Source organism: Martinezella rhizogenes, assembly GCF_000799715.1.
Lineage (GTDB): Bacteria > Pseudomonadota > Alphaproteobacteria > Rhizobiales > Rhizobiaceae > Rhizobium > Rhizobium rhizogenes_C.
In genome coordinates this window covers 548,808-561,674 of the sequence record NZ_JUHG01000011.1, presented here as the reverse complement: position 1 = coordinate 561,674, position 12,867 = coordinate 548,808, and the positions used below count along the sequence as shown (strand labels likewise).

Below are 12,867 nucleotides of genomic sequence, written 5' to 3'. Positions count from 1 at the left end.
AGCATTCCACTCTTGAAATTTCAGGGGTTAGCGGGTCATGGTGCGGCCCATTCGTTATACTAAAAGGATTCCTCATGCCCTCCTTGCTAAGTCCGGCCGCCATCTGGCCGATCATTATGCTGTTTGCCTCCAATATTTTCATGACCTTCGCCTGGTATGGGCATCTGAAGCACAAGAGCACCGCGATCTTCATCGCCATTATCGTCAGCTGGGGCATTGCCTTCTTCGAATATTGTCTGGCCGTGCCGGCCAACCGCTTGGGGTCGGCCGTCTATTCGACGGCGCAGTTGAAGACCATGCAGGAGGTGATCACGCTGATCGTGTTCTCCGGCTTCTCGGTCTTCTGGCTGGGCGAGAACCTGACCTGGAACCATGCCATCGGTTTCGCGCTGATCGCCATCGGCGCCTCCTTCATTTTCCGGGGGTGAGGGGAAGAGCCGCTAGGCAGCGCCGTTCATTCGTCCTATGATTCGAATGGACTGGTCGGCGGGACCTTCGGGGAGAGGCCGCCGGCCAATAATGTTACGGGAGGTAGCATGTCGGGTTCGTTGCGTTCGGTGTTGAGTGAAACGCCTTCGGAATTGGTGCCGCTGGAGGCGAATGGCAAGATTTTGTCGATGGCGCCGCATCGTTTCGGTTATCTCCAACCTACCGATGCCGCCTCGGACATCGCAACGCTACGTGTGCAATTTCAGGAGCATGGCTATCTCTGGCTCAAGGGATTTCTGAAGCGCCAGGACGTGCTCGACTTCCGCACCTGGGTGTTTGGGCATCTGATGGATACGGGGCTTCTCGAGCCCGGCTCCGACCCTATGATCGGCCTTGCTGCAAATGGTGAAGCCGACAAGTCGCTCGCTGATCGGCGGCTGATGTCGCTGGTGCGTTCAGTGGTCTATGAAGGTTTCTGCACCCAACCAAGGATCGCCTCCTTCATGGACGAGTTCGTGCAGGGCATCTCCTATCTCCACAAGCGCAAGATCATGCGCTTCACCCGCCCGAACACCGGAGTCGTCACACCCGCGCACTACGATCTGGTCTATCTGCGCGGCGGTACCAGCCGTATCGTCACCGCCTGGATCCCGATCGGTGACGTCCCGGTCGACATGGGAGGTCTCGTCTATCTCGAAGGATCGCACCGGATCGGTGCCGAGATGGAAAAGGAATTTGCGGTCAAGGGCGCGGCGCTTACGCCGGAGGAGCGGGTCAGCGCCTTCAACAAGAACATGACCGAAGGCGGCTGGGTCTCAAAGGATCTGCCTGACATGGCCGAGCGTTTCGATACGCGCTGGCTTGCCGCCGATTACGAAGCCGGCGATATCATGCTGCACAGCCCCTATATGATCCACGCCTCGACGACCAATCGCGATCCGCTCGGCCGCCTGCGCCTGTCGACCGACATTCGCTACCAGAATGTCGAGGACGAGATCGATGCCCGATGGAGCAACCACTGGACCCTCGGAGATATGCTCTGAGCGAAGCTTCCCGCTCAGTTCATCTGATCGAGAATGCTCTGCGCCGGCGCATATCCTTGAGCGGCGGCTTTGCGGAACCAGGCTATCGCCATGTTGCGGTCCCTCGTGACGCCGTCGCCGCGAAGATAGGCGTAGCCGAGATGGAATTGCGCCTTGGGCAGACCTTGATCGGCCGCCTTGGCAAACCAGCCGATCGCCTGGGCATAATTCTGCGGAACGCCTTTACCGAGGGCATAGAGGCTGCCGATATTGTCCTGCGAGATTGCGTCGCCCTGATCCGCCAAGGGCTGCCACGAGGCGAGGGCACTGCCGTAATCGCCCTTGTCGTAGGCCGCTTGCCCATCCTCCGCATGGGCATGGAAGGCGATCGAGAGTGCCAGCGTCAGTCCGAAGCCTATCTGTTTCAACCGCATCCGGCGATCTCCCATCCGTGTTCCAAGTTCATTCAAGAGCCAGGCTCCCCGCTGCCCAACAAGATTGGGGTGGCCTTATTTATCCGTTTGCTCAGATCGGGATGCTCTTCCGCTGCAGCGGCATCTCTTCATTGTCATCAGGCCCGTTATTGTTGCCGCCCATGGCCTTGGCCCGGCTGAGCCATTCCAGGGACTTCGCACGATCAGCCGGCACGCCGTCGCCATCGCGATACATGACGCCGAGATTGAGAGCCGCGTCGGCGTAGTTCTCGGCAGCTGCCTTTTCGAACCAGCCGACCGCTTCGGGACCGTTCTTCGCAACACCTTCGCCGTCGCGATACATCACGCCGAGATTATATTCGGCCTCGACGTCTCCCTGATCCGCCGCCTTGCGGAACCAGGTGATGGCCTCGGCGCCGTCTTGAGTGATCCCGTCGCCATCGGCATACATGGTCCCAAGATTATATTGCGCGTCGGCATCGCCCTGGTCGGCGGCCTTGCTGAACCAGGCGACGGCTTGAGCGCCGTCCTTTGGCACACCGGCGCCGTCGCGATACATGACCGCGAGGTTGTATTGCGCCTCGATCTTCCCTCTGTCGGCCGCTTTGCGATACCAGGCGAGAGCCTGACCGCTGTCCTTGGTGATGCCTTCGCCGCTGTCATACATGATGGCGAGATTATATTGCGCATCGACATTGCCCTGGTCGGCGGCCTTCCGATACCAGGCGATGGCCTGGCTCTTGTCCTGATCGACGCCATCGCCGTTGTCGTACATCACCCCGACATTGAACTGCGCGTCGGCATTTCCCTGTTCGGCCGCCTTGCTGTACCAGACGAAAGCCAGGGTCCTGTCCTTGGACACACCTTCGCCCTCGTCATACATGGCGCCCAGATTGTATTGCGCGTCGGCATAGCCTTGATCGGCGGCCTTGCGGTACCAGAAGATGGCCTTTGCATGATCCTTGGCGATGCCTTCGCCCTTATCATACATGGCGCCGAGATCGAATTCGGCCTTTGCATTGCCTTGCTCGGCTGCCTTGCGATACCACTTCAGAGCCTGCTTGAGATCCTTCGCAATGCCATCGCCCGACTCGTAGATCTCGCCAAGTTTCAATTGTGCCGTTGCGTCGCCCTTGTTTGCGAGCGGGCGCCAATAATCCAGCGCCGCCTTATGGTTGCTCCCGTCGTAGGCATTTTGCCCGGTATTGGCGTGGGCAATGCCGTTGGATGCCAGCGCGAAGAACAGTGCGATGGCTGCTCGCTTGAAATGCACAATCTACCCCTCAATCAGTCGTCTTTTGTCTGTGAATGCTAAATAATGTAACGGGCGAGGCGCAAGGCGCCTCCGCGCGCATACATGATCGGCTTATGGCAACAGCGTCGCCAATATCTGGAGAATGATCCAGCCGGGTGAGTTGCTCTGGCTGGTCGTGGTGGTCGGTTCATTGCCTTCCGGGCTGGCGCCCTTGAGCGGGTTTTCGCCATTGGCGGCCATGTAGCTCAGGCTACGCTGCGCCTCCGGCAGCTTCTGGTCCGCCGCCTTGTGGAACCAGTAGGAGGCCTGACTGATATCCTTCGGCACGCCGTCGCCATTGTAATACATTGAACCCAGGCCGTACTGGGCGCGTGCGTCGCCCTGCTCGGCAGCCTTGCGGAAGAAGTCGGCGGCCTGCGCATAGTCCTTGGGAACGCCGCTGCCATTGTAATAGAGATAGCCAAGGGCATATTGGCCTCCCGCGCTGCCCTGGTCGGCGGACTTGCGATACCAGGTGGCCGCCTGGTCTTTATCCGGCGCCGTGCCCTGACCCTTGTCATAGATATGGCCGAGCGCATATTGCGCGTCCGGATGGCCCTGCTCGGCCGATTTGCGATACCATCCCAGTGCCTTGCCATCATCTTTGGAAAGGCCACGGCCGTCGGCATACATGGTGGCAAGGGCGTATTCGCCCTGCGCGTCGCCATGAGCCGCGGCCTTGCGGTACCATTCGACCGCGACGTCGTCGTTGACCGGCACCCCATGACCATTGGCATAGAGATAGCCGACGGCATATTGCGCATCGGCGCGACCCTGTTCGGCAGCCTTGCGATACCATTGCAGCGCCAGCTTGTAGTCCCGGGGAACGCCGAGGCCGTTGGCGAAGCTGTAGCCGAGCCCATACTGGGCGTCGGCACGACCCTGTTCGGCGGATTTCTTGTACCAGGAATAGGCCCGCGCATCGTCCCGATCGACACCTCGGCCATTGGTGTAGGCATAGCCGAGTGCATACTCGCCCTGGGGATCACCCTGATCTGCCGATTTTTGATACCATTCGATCGCCAGGCTTTGGTCCGCAGCCGTGCCGAGACCTTTGTCGTAGATGTAGCCAAGCGCATACTGTGCGTCGCTGCGACCCTGATCGGCTGCCTTGCGATACCAGCTGAGCGCGATCGCATCGTCCTTGCGCGCACCAAAGCCATGCTCATACATGTAACCGAGCGCATATTGCGCTTGGGCCTGGTCCTGGGCGGCGGATTTCTGATACCAGGCGACCGCCTGTTCACTATCGACATCGGTACCGCGGCCGTTGGCATAGGAATAACCGATGGCATATTGGGCGTCGGCATAGCCCTGTTCGGCCGCCTTGCGATACCAGGCATTCGCCTGTTTCAGGTCCTGATCGACACCGAGGCCGTTGGAATACATATAGGCGAGGGCGTATTCAGCCTGCACGTTCCCCTGTGCTGCTGCCTTTCGATACCATTGCACGGCCTGCGCGTCGTCATGCGCCACGCCCTGGCCCTTTGCGTAACGATAGCCAAGGCCATATTGAGCGGCCGCATTGCCGTCTTTTGCGAATTGCATCCAATATTTCAGCGAGATCGATGTATCGCCGGGCGCCGGCGCCGGATCTTCGGCATGGGCAAGCGGAGCCAACGAAAGGGCTAGCGCCAGTCCAAATGCCAATCTTCCGATTTTCAAAGCTTACTCTCCCCGCCGGCGCGCTGGAGCGCAATCGATCTGAACAATATGGCGATGTCTTGGCCGCTGGCTGCAAGGCCTGGGGACGGCGGTTATTTTCTCCGGGTCATGCCTCTATGGCAGGCAGTCGTCCCTATCCCGGCAGCAGGTCATATTGCCGGAAGATCCAGGTGATCTGGTAGATCAAGCCGATCGTCACGAAGGCGGCCTGGAAACGGCGATTGGCTGTGATGGCCGCGATGATGCAAAGGGCGATATAGACGATGTTGCGGGTCGGATATTCCCAGCCGAGCGATCGGAAATAGGTCTCTCCCTTGAGCAGTGTGTCGATGAGATCAACGGCATAGGTGACGGCGAGAAGGCCGAAGAACCAGCGGCGGCGGGAGATGAAATATTCCTCGAAGCCGCCATAATCCTCGATCGACGGAGGGTTCAGCAGCACGCAGAGGAAATAGAACAGGCAGCAGAAGCAGATGAGGAAGAGGTAGACGCCGAAACTGATCTCGGCCACGGATTGCAGCCGATATTCCCACCACCAGAAATGGATGATGAACAGGAACATCGACAGCACCCAGCCGAGATGCACGAAATAGACGCGGTGCTTGCCTGGCGCCTGCACGAAGCCGGCGAGCCGCGTCAGGAGCTGGGCAAGCGAAAGGCCGATGACCATGCTCATGACCGTCCTGATATAGACGTAGACTTCCGGCGTCCGCGCGGCTTCCATCATCGTCTTAGCTCTCCGCGGGAACCGGCTTGGGGGCGCCGTTCTCGTCGAGCGCGACCATGATGAATGTCCCGGCGATGACCTTCTCCATCTGGTTATAGCGCGAACGGTGCGCCCAGGCTTCGACGACGAGCGTGATCGAGGTGCGGCCGACGCGCTCAATCTCGGTGTAGACGCTCAGCGTATCGCCGATCTTCACCGGCAGTTCGAAGGCCATTTCCTTGACGGCGGCGGTGACGACGCGGCCGCGTGCGCGCTCGGCGGCGCGGATGCCGCTCGCCAAGTCCATCTGCGCCATGACCCAGCCGCCGAAGATGTCGCCGGCGGGGTTGGCATCGGCGGGCATGGCCAGCGTGCGCAAGGTCAACTCGCCTCTCGGCTTGGGGCTGTCGTTCATTCACTCGCTCCTATCGATCAAGGCTTGATTCCGGCAGTCAGCCTACGCAATCGGGCCGGGATGGGGAAGCTTTCTCGATGTGTCATCACCAGGCAATCGGGCCAGAGGGTGACCTTTTCCAATACCTCTCTCGCCATTCGCAGTCGTCCCGCCGGATGTCCCTCATGGGCGGTAAGCATTCATTCACCGTTTTTATTTAATCTTCTTAAGCATTGTCGACCGTGGCTGGGGCAGCGGGAGCGGATCCAGAGTATGGCGTATTTAACTTTTCTGCGGCGAACGGCGCTGCCTTTGCTGTTGTCGTCGGCGCTTATCGCGTGCACGGCCGACAGTCTTGTGCCGCCGTCGGGCATCGACAGCAGCCGCGTAAGCTCGATCAAACCGCATCGCAGTGTGCCGTCGCGGCAGTTCACCTATCAGGGTGGCCAAGCGCCTATAAATTCCGCTTCCGCCAACTACGCCAACACTTATGATTCCTCCGGCAACCCACAAGCTACAGCGTCGCCACCGGTTTCCGCCGCGGCCCGGCAGGGTCGCCTGCCGGCGAGCAGTAGCGATGAAGCCGTGACCACCACGGATGTCGAGCAAGGTCTCGCGCAGCAATCGAGTGCGTCGTCCCAAGGCGTCAACATGGATGCCGAGCTCGGTGTCGGTCCGAGCGAAGAGGCGCAGTCCGGATCGGTCGTTGGGCTGGCGCAGGAAGAAGAGCAGAACATTGCCGAAGGCCAGACCGAGCAGCCGGTCGTCGACGGCGTCGGCTCCGACGCGCCGGTGCAGACCAACCGCTCAATCATTCAGCGTCCGGCCGCGCAGGCCGAACTCAACCAGTCGCCGATCCGCCGACAGCAGCCGGATACGCAGGTGGCAATGCTGCCTCGCGTCGATAATCCGATGCCACGGATCGACCGGCAGATGGAGGCGCCGCAGTCATCGCCGGGCGCCATGCCGGCTTCGGAAATCGCCTGTCGGCAAGAGTTGCAGCGTATGGGTGTCGCCTATACCGACAAGCCGGCGATCTCCAACGGCCCGGCCTGCCAGGTTCCTTACCCGGTTTCGCTGAGCGGCCTCTCGGGTAATATCGCTGTCAGGCCGGCAGTGACCCTGAATTGCCAGGTGACTCTCGCCTTCGCAAAATGGGTCAAGAACGAATTGGCGCCGGCGGCGCGCACGCGCTACTGGTCGGGCATCGGCACCATCGTGCCGATGGGCGGCTATTCCTGCCGGCGGATGAACAATAGCCGGCAACGCTACAACCCGATGTCGGAACATGCGCATGGCAACGCCATCGACATCGGCACCTTCGTCCTGAAGAACGGCCATGTGATCGATGTGCGCAAGAAGGGTCTGTTCGCCTTCCGCGAGGGGCGGTTGCTGAAGGCGGTGCGCAGCGATAGCTGCCGCTATTTCGACACCGTGCTCGGCCCCGGCAGCAATGCCGAACACTGGAACCATTTCCACTTCGACCTCAGGGATCGCAGGGGGGGACGGCGTTATTGCAGCATGTAGCCGCCGGTTTGCTGGGATAACGCGGTTTACCTGTGGAGGGAATCGCAGTTAACTGCGGCTCGCTAAATTAGGGGAAATATTCGATGGAAGACGTTCCGAGAAGGAAGGGAAGCTTCGGAAAGGCGCTAATCGCTGCTCTCGTCGCGATCGTTCTCGTGATCGGCGGCCGCTGGTACGCCTACGTCGCTTATGCCGATGATCCGTTCGATGAAGTGGGTATCGGTCTCAACACGATGATGCCGGGTCCGATCCGCGAAAAGGGCTGCGCGATGCTGAAGGCGCGCTTCGAGAACAAGACGCTGCCGCCGGCCGGGTGCGGTATCAACGGCAACTGGTGACCTTCACCCTTTCGATAGGCGACCCTTAGCCGGCAAAAAGAAAAAAGCCGGCACGAGGGCCGGCTGGAGTGGTGCTCAGCAACGACAGGGGATCTTTGCTGGCTCCGGAAAAAAAGTTTATCGCGCAATGACGCATGAAATATGGATACGAGGGCAATCAGTCTTCGAGTATCATCGGCGCTGACGCTGTCACCAAGAGGCGTTGGGCGGGGTTGCGACAACCGTTGCTCACCTAGCCAAAGGTATGCCCGACGAAAGTCACGGTTTGATGACAACTTGTTCGTTTAGGCGAACGCACTGTTCCACCCGGCGGGATGGTAAAAAGCTCGTGACCGGCTATATAGCGGGCAAACGCCGCGAGAATAATCACAAAGCCGGACTTTGCCTGCATCATGGCCCCGATCATTTCCATCCGTAATCTCACCAAAACCTATTCCAATGGGTTTCAGGCGCTGAAAGGTATCGACCTTGATATCGAACGGGGCGAAATCCTGGCGCTGCTCGGGCCGAACGGCGCCGGCAAAACGACGATGATTTCCATCGTCTGCGGCATCGCCAATCCGAGCGGAGGCATGGTGACTGTCGGCGGTCACGACGTGGTGAAGGAGTTTCGCGCCACGCGCGCGATGATCGGGCTGGTGCCGCAGGAGCTGACCACCGACCTGTTCGAAACTGTATGGAACACGGTGAGCTTTTCACGCGGCCTGCACGGCAAGAAGCCTGATCCGGCCCATATTGAGCGGGTACTGCGCGACCTGTCGCTCTGGGACAAGAAGGACAACATGCTGCGCCAGCTCTCCGGCGGCATGAAGCGGCGCGTGCTGATCGCCAAGGCGCTGTCGCACGAGCCGGAGATCCTCTTTCTCGACGAGCCGACGGCGGGCGTCGACGTGACGTTGCGCAAGGATATGTGGCACGTCGTCGAGCGGCTGCGCGCCAACGGCGTCACCATCATCCTGACGACGCATTATATCGAGGAAGCCGAGGAGATTGCCGATCGCGTCGGCGTCATCAATGACGGCAAGCTGCTGCTGGTGGAAGACAAGAAGACGCTGATGGCCAAGCTTGGCCGCAAGCAGCTCATTCTCGACCTGGCGGAGCCTCTGGATGCCGTCCCACCTTGCCTCGACGGCAATGGTCTCTCGCTGGGGCCGAACGGCACAACGCTGATCTACGATTTCGATGCGGAACATGAGCAATCGAGTATCGCGGTACTGCTGTCGCGCCTGTCGGCCGAGGGCGTTCACTTCAAGGATCTGTCGACGCGGCAGAGCTCGCTCGAGGACATCTTCGTATCGCTGGTGGGAGAGAGCAAATGAACTTCGAGGCGATCAAGGCTATCTATGGTTTCGAGATGGCGCGCACGCGCCGCACGCTGTTGCAGAGCGTCGTCTCTCCGGTCATCTCGACGTCGCTTTATTTCATCGTCTTCGGTGCCGCCATCGGCTCGCGCATCCAGCAGGTTGAGGGCGTCTCCTACGGCGCTTTCATCACGCCCGGGCTGATCATGCTGACGCTGCTCGGCCAATGCATCAGCAACGGCTCATTCGGCATCTACTTTCCGAAATTTTCAGGCACGATCTACGAGATTCTATCCGCGCCCGTCGCCATGACGGAGATCGTGCTCGGTTATGTCGGTGCGGCCGCGACGAAGGGCATGCTGATCGGGCTGATCATCCTGCTGACCGCCAACTTCTTCGTCGATATCACCATCGAACACCCGTTCATGATGATCCTGTTCTTCGTGCTGACGGCGATTACCTTCAGCCTGTTCGGCTTCATGATCGGCATCTGGGCCGGGAATTTCGAGCAGCTCAACCTGATTCCCATGCTGGTCGTGCCGCCACTGACCTTCCTTGGCGGCAGCTTCTATTCCATCAACATGCTGCCGCCCTTCTGGCAGGCGGTCAGTCACCTCAATCCGGTGCTCTATCTCGTCAGCGGCTTTCGCTGGAGCTTCTATGGCATTGCCGACGTCAACCCGGTGCTGAGCCTTGCCATGATCACTCTATTTCTCGTCATCTGCCTTGCGACCCTTTGGTGGATTTTCAAGACGGGATATCGGTTGCGCAACTGACTGGTGGAGCGTTGTTCCCGCAAACATCGCGGTTGCAAATGCGGTTTTCGCGGCTCATAAACTCCGCGCCCATGTCGCAGGCGGAGCAGGGCGGCGGGTCATCGGGAAGCGGGGCGAGATGACGGCCGTGCAGCATGCCTGGGCATCCAAGTCGATCCTTTTTGCAGGTATTTCATGCCCATAGTCCCGCAGCACCAATCATTGCCCGATGTTCTCTCGCGCCTCGACCGGTTGACCAATTGGGAGCGCAAGCCGCGCGGGGAGATGCGGGTTGGCCTTGAGCCCATGCTCGATCTCATGCAGCGGCTGGGCAATCCTCACCAGAGCTTCCGTGCCATCCATGTCGCCGGCACCAAAGGCAAGGGGTCCGTCTGCGCGCTTGTCGCCGCCGCCTTGCTGAGGGCGGGTTGGCGGGTCGGCCGTTATGCCTCGCCGCATGTCGACCATGTGAACGAGCGCATCAGCGTATTGGGGCGGGAGGTCGAGGACAACAGGTTAGCGGAAGCTCTGGAGAAGGTGCTGGACAGCTACGAGGTCGCAAAGCGAGAGGCAACGCCGGGCGAGGACGCCACCTGGTTTGATGTGATAACGGCCGCCGCTTTCGTCGTCTTCAGAGATGCCGGTCTGGATTGGGCTGTCGTCGAAGTCGGGCTCGGAGGTCGGTTGGACTCCACCAATGTGGTCTTTGGCGAAGTTGCCATCGTCACCAATATCGAACTCGAGCATACGGAAATTCTTGGGAACACACGCGAGGCGATCGCGGGCGAGAAGGTCGGTATCTTGAAGCCCGGCGCGATGCTTGTCACCACGCTCCCCGCCACCGACGGTGCCGGTCGGGTCTTGCAGCAGCGTGCCGCTGAACTCGGTTGCCGCGTATTTCGCACCGATTTTGCCGATGATGCGACGATCGCGGACAGGAATGCTGCACTGGTCGGCCTCGTTCTCGATCATTTGGGACAGCAGGGCGAACGCGTACGCGGGGAGGCCGAAACACGCACGCCAATCGGCGCATGGCTGCTTGATCAGGCGGTCAGGGATAATGCGCGTCTGCCGGGGCGGATGGAGCGGTTTGACTTCAGGCTTCCGCCTGCATCGACTACTGCGCGGCGCGTGGTGCCGATGGTGATGGACGGTGCGCATGTTCCGTTCAACATCGAGGCTGTCCTGCGCGATATCACCCGCTCTTCCGATGTCAGCGGCAAGTGCGTGGCCATCGTCGCGCTGGCGTCTGACAAGGATGCGGAAGGCTTCCTCACGGTCCTGTCACGATCCGTCGCCTATATCGTCTTTACCGAAGCGTCCGGGTCCGGCCGCTCTCATCCGGCCCATGAATTGGTAACGCTCGCAACATCCATGGGGATAGCCTGCGAAGCCGAGCCTGATCCCCGCAACGCGCTGGACCGTGCCTCGACGAAGGTATCGGAAGATGGCGGCTGGCTACTCGCAACCGGGTCGCTCTATCTGGTGGGAGCGTTGCGAGGCGCCGTGCTGGAAGGTGCCGGTTGACGATGGACATCACTATTCGTCCGGCTCTTCTCGAGGATGCCGCGGCCATAGCCCGCCTGCACCTTGCTGTCTGGCGGGAAACCTATCGGGAACTGGCCACGCCCGATGCCATTCGCATCATGGATGAGGCTTTCCGGCGAGCGAGATGGACGGCCACCTTATCCGAGCCTGGCCGCGATCAACTGGTGCTTCTCGCCGAGCAGAACGGGCGTTTGGTCGGTATTGGCGCGGCCGGTGCGCCGTCATTGGCTCTTTTCGAGGGGCGTGGCGAGATACGGTCGCTCTATGTCGATCCCGCCATCAAGCGTCAGGGCATCGGTCGCCGCCTCATGCGGGAGTTGGCACGGCATCTGGCTGCCTTGAATTATCCCGGCGCCGCACTCGGCGTTGTCGTCGGCAACGATCCGGCGATTGCGTTCTATCAGTGGCTGGGTGGGCGAATGACCGGGCATTACACCGATCCCGGCCCGGTCTGGCGATCCGAGAACATCATCTTCGTATGGGATGATCTGTCGTTACTGATATAGCGGCGCACCGGTTTTCATCCACTGACGGTCTTTCTCCGTGGCGCCATCGTCATAGCCATTACGCCGATGATGACGCAGACAAGACCGATGCCGGCCGTCTGGGTCAGAGGCTCCCCAAGGAAGATGACGCCGATGGCGACGCCGATCGGGACACGCAGATAGGCTTGGGCGGTGGTGCCGATCGAGCCGAGGGTCTGGATCAGCCGGAAATAGATCGAAAAGGCAAGCGCAGTCGACAGGATGGCAAGTGCCAGGAGTGCCAGGATCGATGCGGTGGAGGGCGCGAGCGTCCATGGCCGATCCACGACGAGGCTGACCGGGATGAGAATGACGGCGCCGCAGAGCAGGGAACCGACGGCGGGCATCATCGGATCGAGGCCCTTGAAATTGCGGCCGAACAGGGCAGCGCCCGCATAGCAGACCGAAGCCGCCACGACGGCGAGCTGCGCGGGCAATTGTCGACCGAAGCCGTTCAAGGCGTCGAAGCCGATGATGAAGCAGATGCCCGCCAGTCCCACAGCGATACCGAACAGCTTGTATGCGGTGACGCGCTCGTTGCGCAGCAAGATGGCAGCCAAAAGGAAGGTGAAGATCGGCGTGGTGGAGTTCAGGATGGTCGCCAGGCCGGCATCAACCGTACGTTCGGCCCAGGCGATCAGTGTAAAGGGAATAACGCTGTTGAGGCAGGCCTGAACGAGGAAGCGACGCCATATCGCCGGCTCCTTGGGGAGGCTCAGTCCACGCCAGCGGATAATCGCAAACAGCACGCCGCCGGCAATAAGCGTGCGTGCTGCGATGAGGGTGATCGGCGGGATTGTCGCCACGCCGATCCTGATGAAGGTGTAGGAAGCGCCCCACAGGGTCGCGAGCATCAAAAGGAGCAGAAGCTCCGTCGTGGCGTTGATTTTGGTCTGTGGCATGACGGCTGAACTTTCGGGACCGATACTG

The 12,867-nt window shown here is 60.4% G+C and carries 14 protein-coding genes; 8 read left to right on the top strand and 6 right to left on the bottom strand.

Annotated features, from left to right (window positions below; genetic code table 11):
* Nucleotides 1-74: 74 nt before the first annotated feature.
* Both EX00_RS06665 and EX00_RS06660 read left to right on the top strand, forming a co-directional pair.
* On the top strand, nucleotides 75-428 hold the full coding sequence (locus tag EX00_RS06665) for a DMT family protein (protein ID WP_047455338.1): 354 nt from the start codon (nucleotides 75-77) through the stop codon (nucleotides 426-428).
* 108 nt (nucleotides 429-536) lie between these two features.
* Nucleotides 537-1,472, top strand: a complete 936-nt coding sequence (locus tag EX00_RS06660) for a phytanoyl-CoA dioxygenase family protein (RefSeq protein ID WP_047455336.1) — start codon at nucleotides 537-539, stop codon at nucleotides 1,470-1,472.
* 14 nt (nucleotides 1,473-1,486) lie between these two features.
* On the opposite strand, the gene EX00_RS06655 is transcribed toward EX00_RS06660, so the two are convergent.
* The 5 genes from EX00_RS06655 to EX00_RS06635 form a co-directional block, all read right to left on the bottom strand.
* Entirely contained in the window at nucleotides 1,487-1,885 is a 399-nt protein-coding gene (locus EX00_RS06655) for a tetratricopeptide repeat protein (RefSeq protein WP_047455334.1), read from the bottom strand.
* Between the two features lie 91 nt (nucleotides 1,886-1,976).
* Nucleotides 1,977-3,158 carry an SEL1-like repeat protein gene (locus EX00_RS06650; RefSeq protein WP_047455332.1) on the bottom strand — a complete coding sequence of 394 codons (1,182 nt, stop codon included), beginning with the start codon at nucleotides 3,156-3,158 and terminating at the stop codon, nucleotides 1,977-1,979.
* Nucleotides 3,159-3,251: 93 nt separating this feature from the next.
* Nucleotides 3,252-4,844, bottom strand: a complete 1,593-nt coding sequence (locus tag EX00_RS06645; RefSeq protein WP_047455330.1) for an SEL1-like repeat protein — start codon at nucleotides 4,842-4,844, stop codon at nucleotides 3,252-3,254.
* Between the two features lie 133 nt (nucleotides 4,845-4,977).
* Complete coding sequence (locus EX00_RS06640; RefSeq protein ID WP_047457516.1) at nucleotides 4,978-5,568, bottom strand: hypothetical protein; 591 nt, start codon at nucleotides 5,566-5,568, stop codon at nucleotides 4,978-4,980.
* Nucleotides 5,569-5,575: 7 nt separating this feature from the next.
* Entirely contained in the window at nucleotides 5,576-5,965 is a 390-nt protein-coding gene (locus tag EX00_RS06635; protein WP_007696590.1) for an acyl-CoA thioesterase, read from the bottom strand.
* Between the two features lie 252 nt (nucleotides 5,966-6,217).
* On the opposite strand from EX00_RS06635, the gene EX00_RS06630 reads away from it, so the two are divergent.
* The 6 genes from EX00_RS06630 (at nucleotide 6,218) to EX00_RS06605 (ending at nucleotide 11,919) form a co-directional block, all read left to right on the top strand.
* Nucleotides 6,218-7,471, top strand: coding sequence for an extensin family protein (locus EX00_RS06630; protein WP_047455327.1), 1,254 nt, complete (start codon nucleotides 6,218-6,220; stop codon nucleotides 7,469-7,471).
* 83 nt (nucleotides 7,472-7,554) lie between these two features.
* Nucleotides 7,555-7,809 (top strand): hypothetical protein, encoded by a 255-nt coding sequence (locus tag EX00_RS06625; RefSeq protein WP_047455325.1) that lies wholly within the window; start codon nucleotides 7,555-7,557, stop codon nucleotides 7,807-7,809.
* Between the two features lie 392 nt (nucleotides 7,810-8,201).
* Nucleotides 8,202-9,128, top strand: a complete 927-nt coding sequence (locus EX00_RS06620; RefSeq protein WP_047455322.1) for an ABC transporter ATP-binding protein — start codon at nucleotides 8,202-8,204, stop codon at nucleotides 9,126-9,128.
* Complete coding sequence (locus EX00_RS06615) at nucleotides 9,125-9,886, top strand: ABC transporter permease (RefSeq protein ID WP_047455320.1); 762 nt, start codon at nucleotides 9,125-9,127, stop codon at nucleotides 9,884-9,886. The genes EX00_RS06620 and EX00_RS06615 overlap by 4 nt, the downstream gene beginning before the upstream one ends.
* 174 nt (nucleotides 9,887-10,060) lie before the next feature.
* Nucleotides 10,061-11,392: a bifunctional folylpolyglutamate synthase/dihydrofolate synthase gene (locus EX00_RS06610; RefSeq protein ID WP_047455318.1), complete on the top strand. Its 1,332-nt coding sequence runs from the start codon at nucleotides 10,061-10,063 to the stop codon at nucleotides 11,390-11,392.
* 2 nt (nucleotides 11,393-11,394) lie between these two features.
* On the top strand, nucleotides 11,395-11,919 hold the full coding sequence (locus EX00_RS06605; protein ID WP_047455316.1) for a GNAT family N-acetyltransferase: 525 nt from the start codon (nucleotides 11,395-11,397) through the stop codon (nucleotides 11,917-11,919).
* 14 nt (nucleotides 11,920-11,933) lie between these two features.
* On the opposite strand, the gene EX00_RS06600 is transcribed toward EX00_RS06605, so the two are convergent.
* Entirely contained in the window at nucleotides 11,934-12,839 is a 906-nt protein-coding gene (locus EX00_RS06600) for a DMT family transporter (RefSeq protein ID WP_047455314.1), read from the bottom strand.
* Nucleotides 12,840-12,867: the final 28 nt, after the last annotated feature.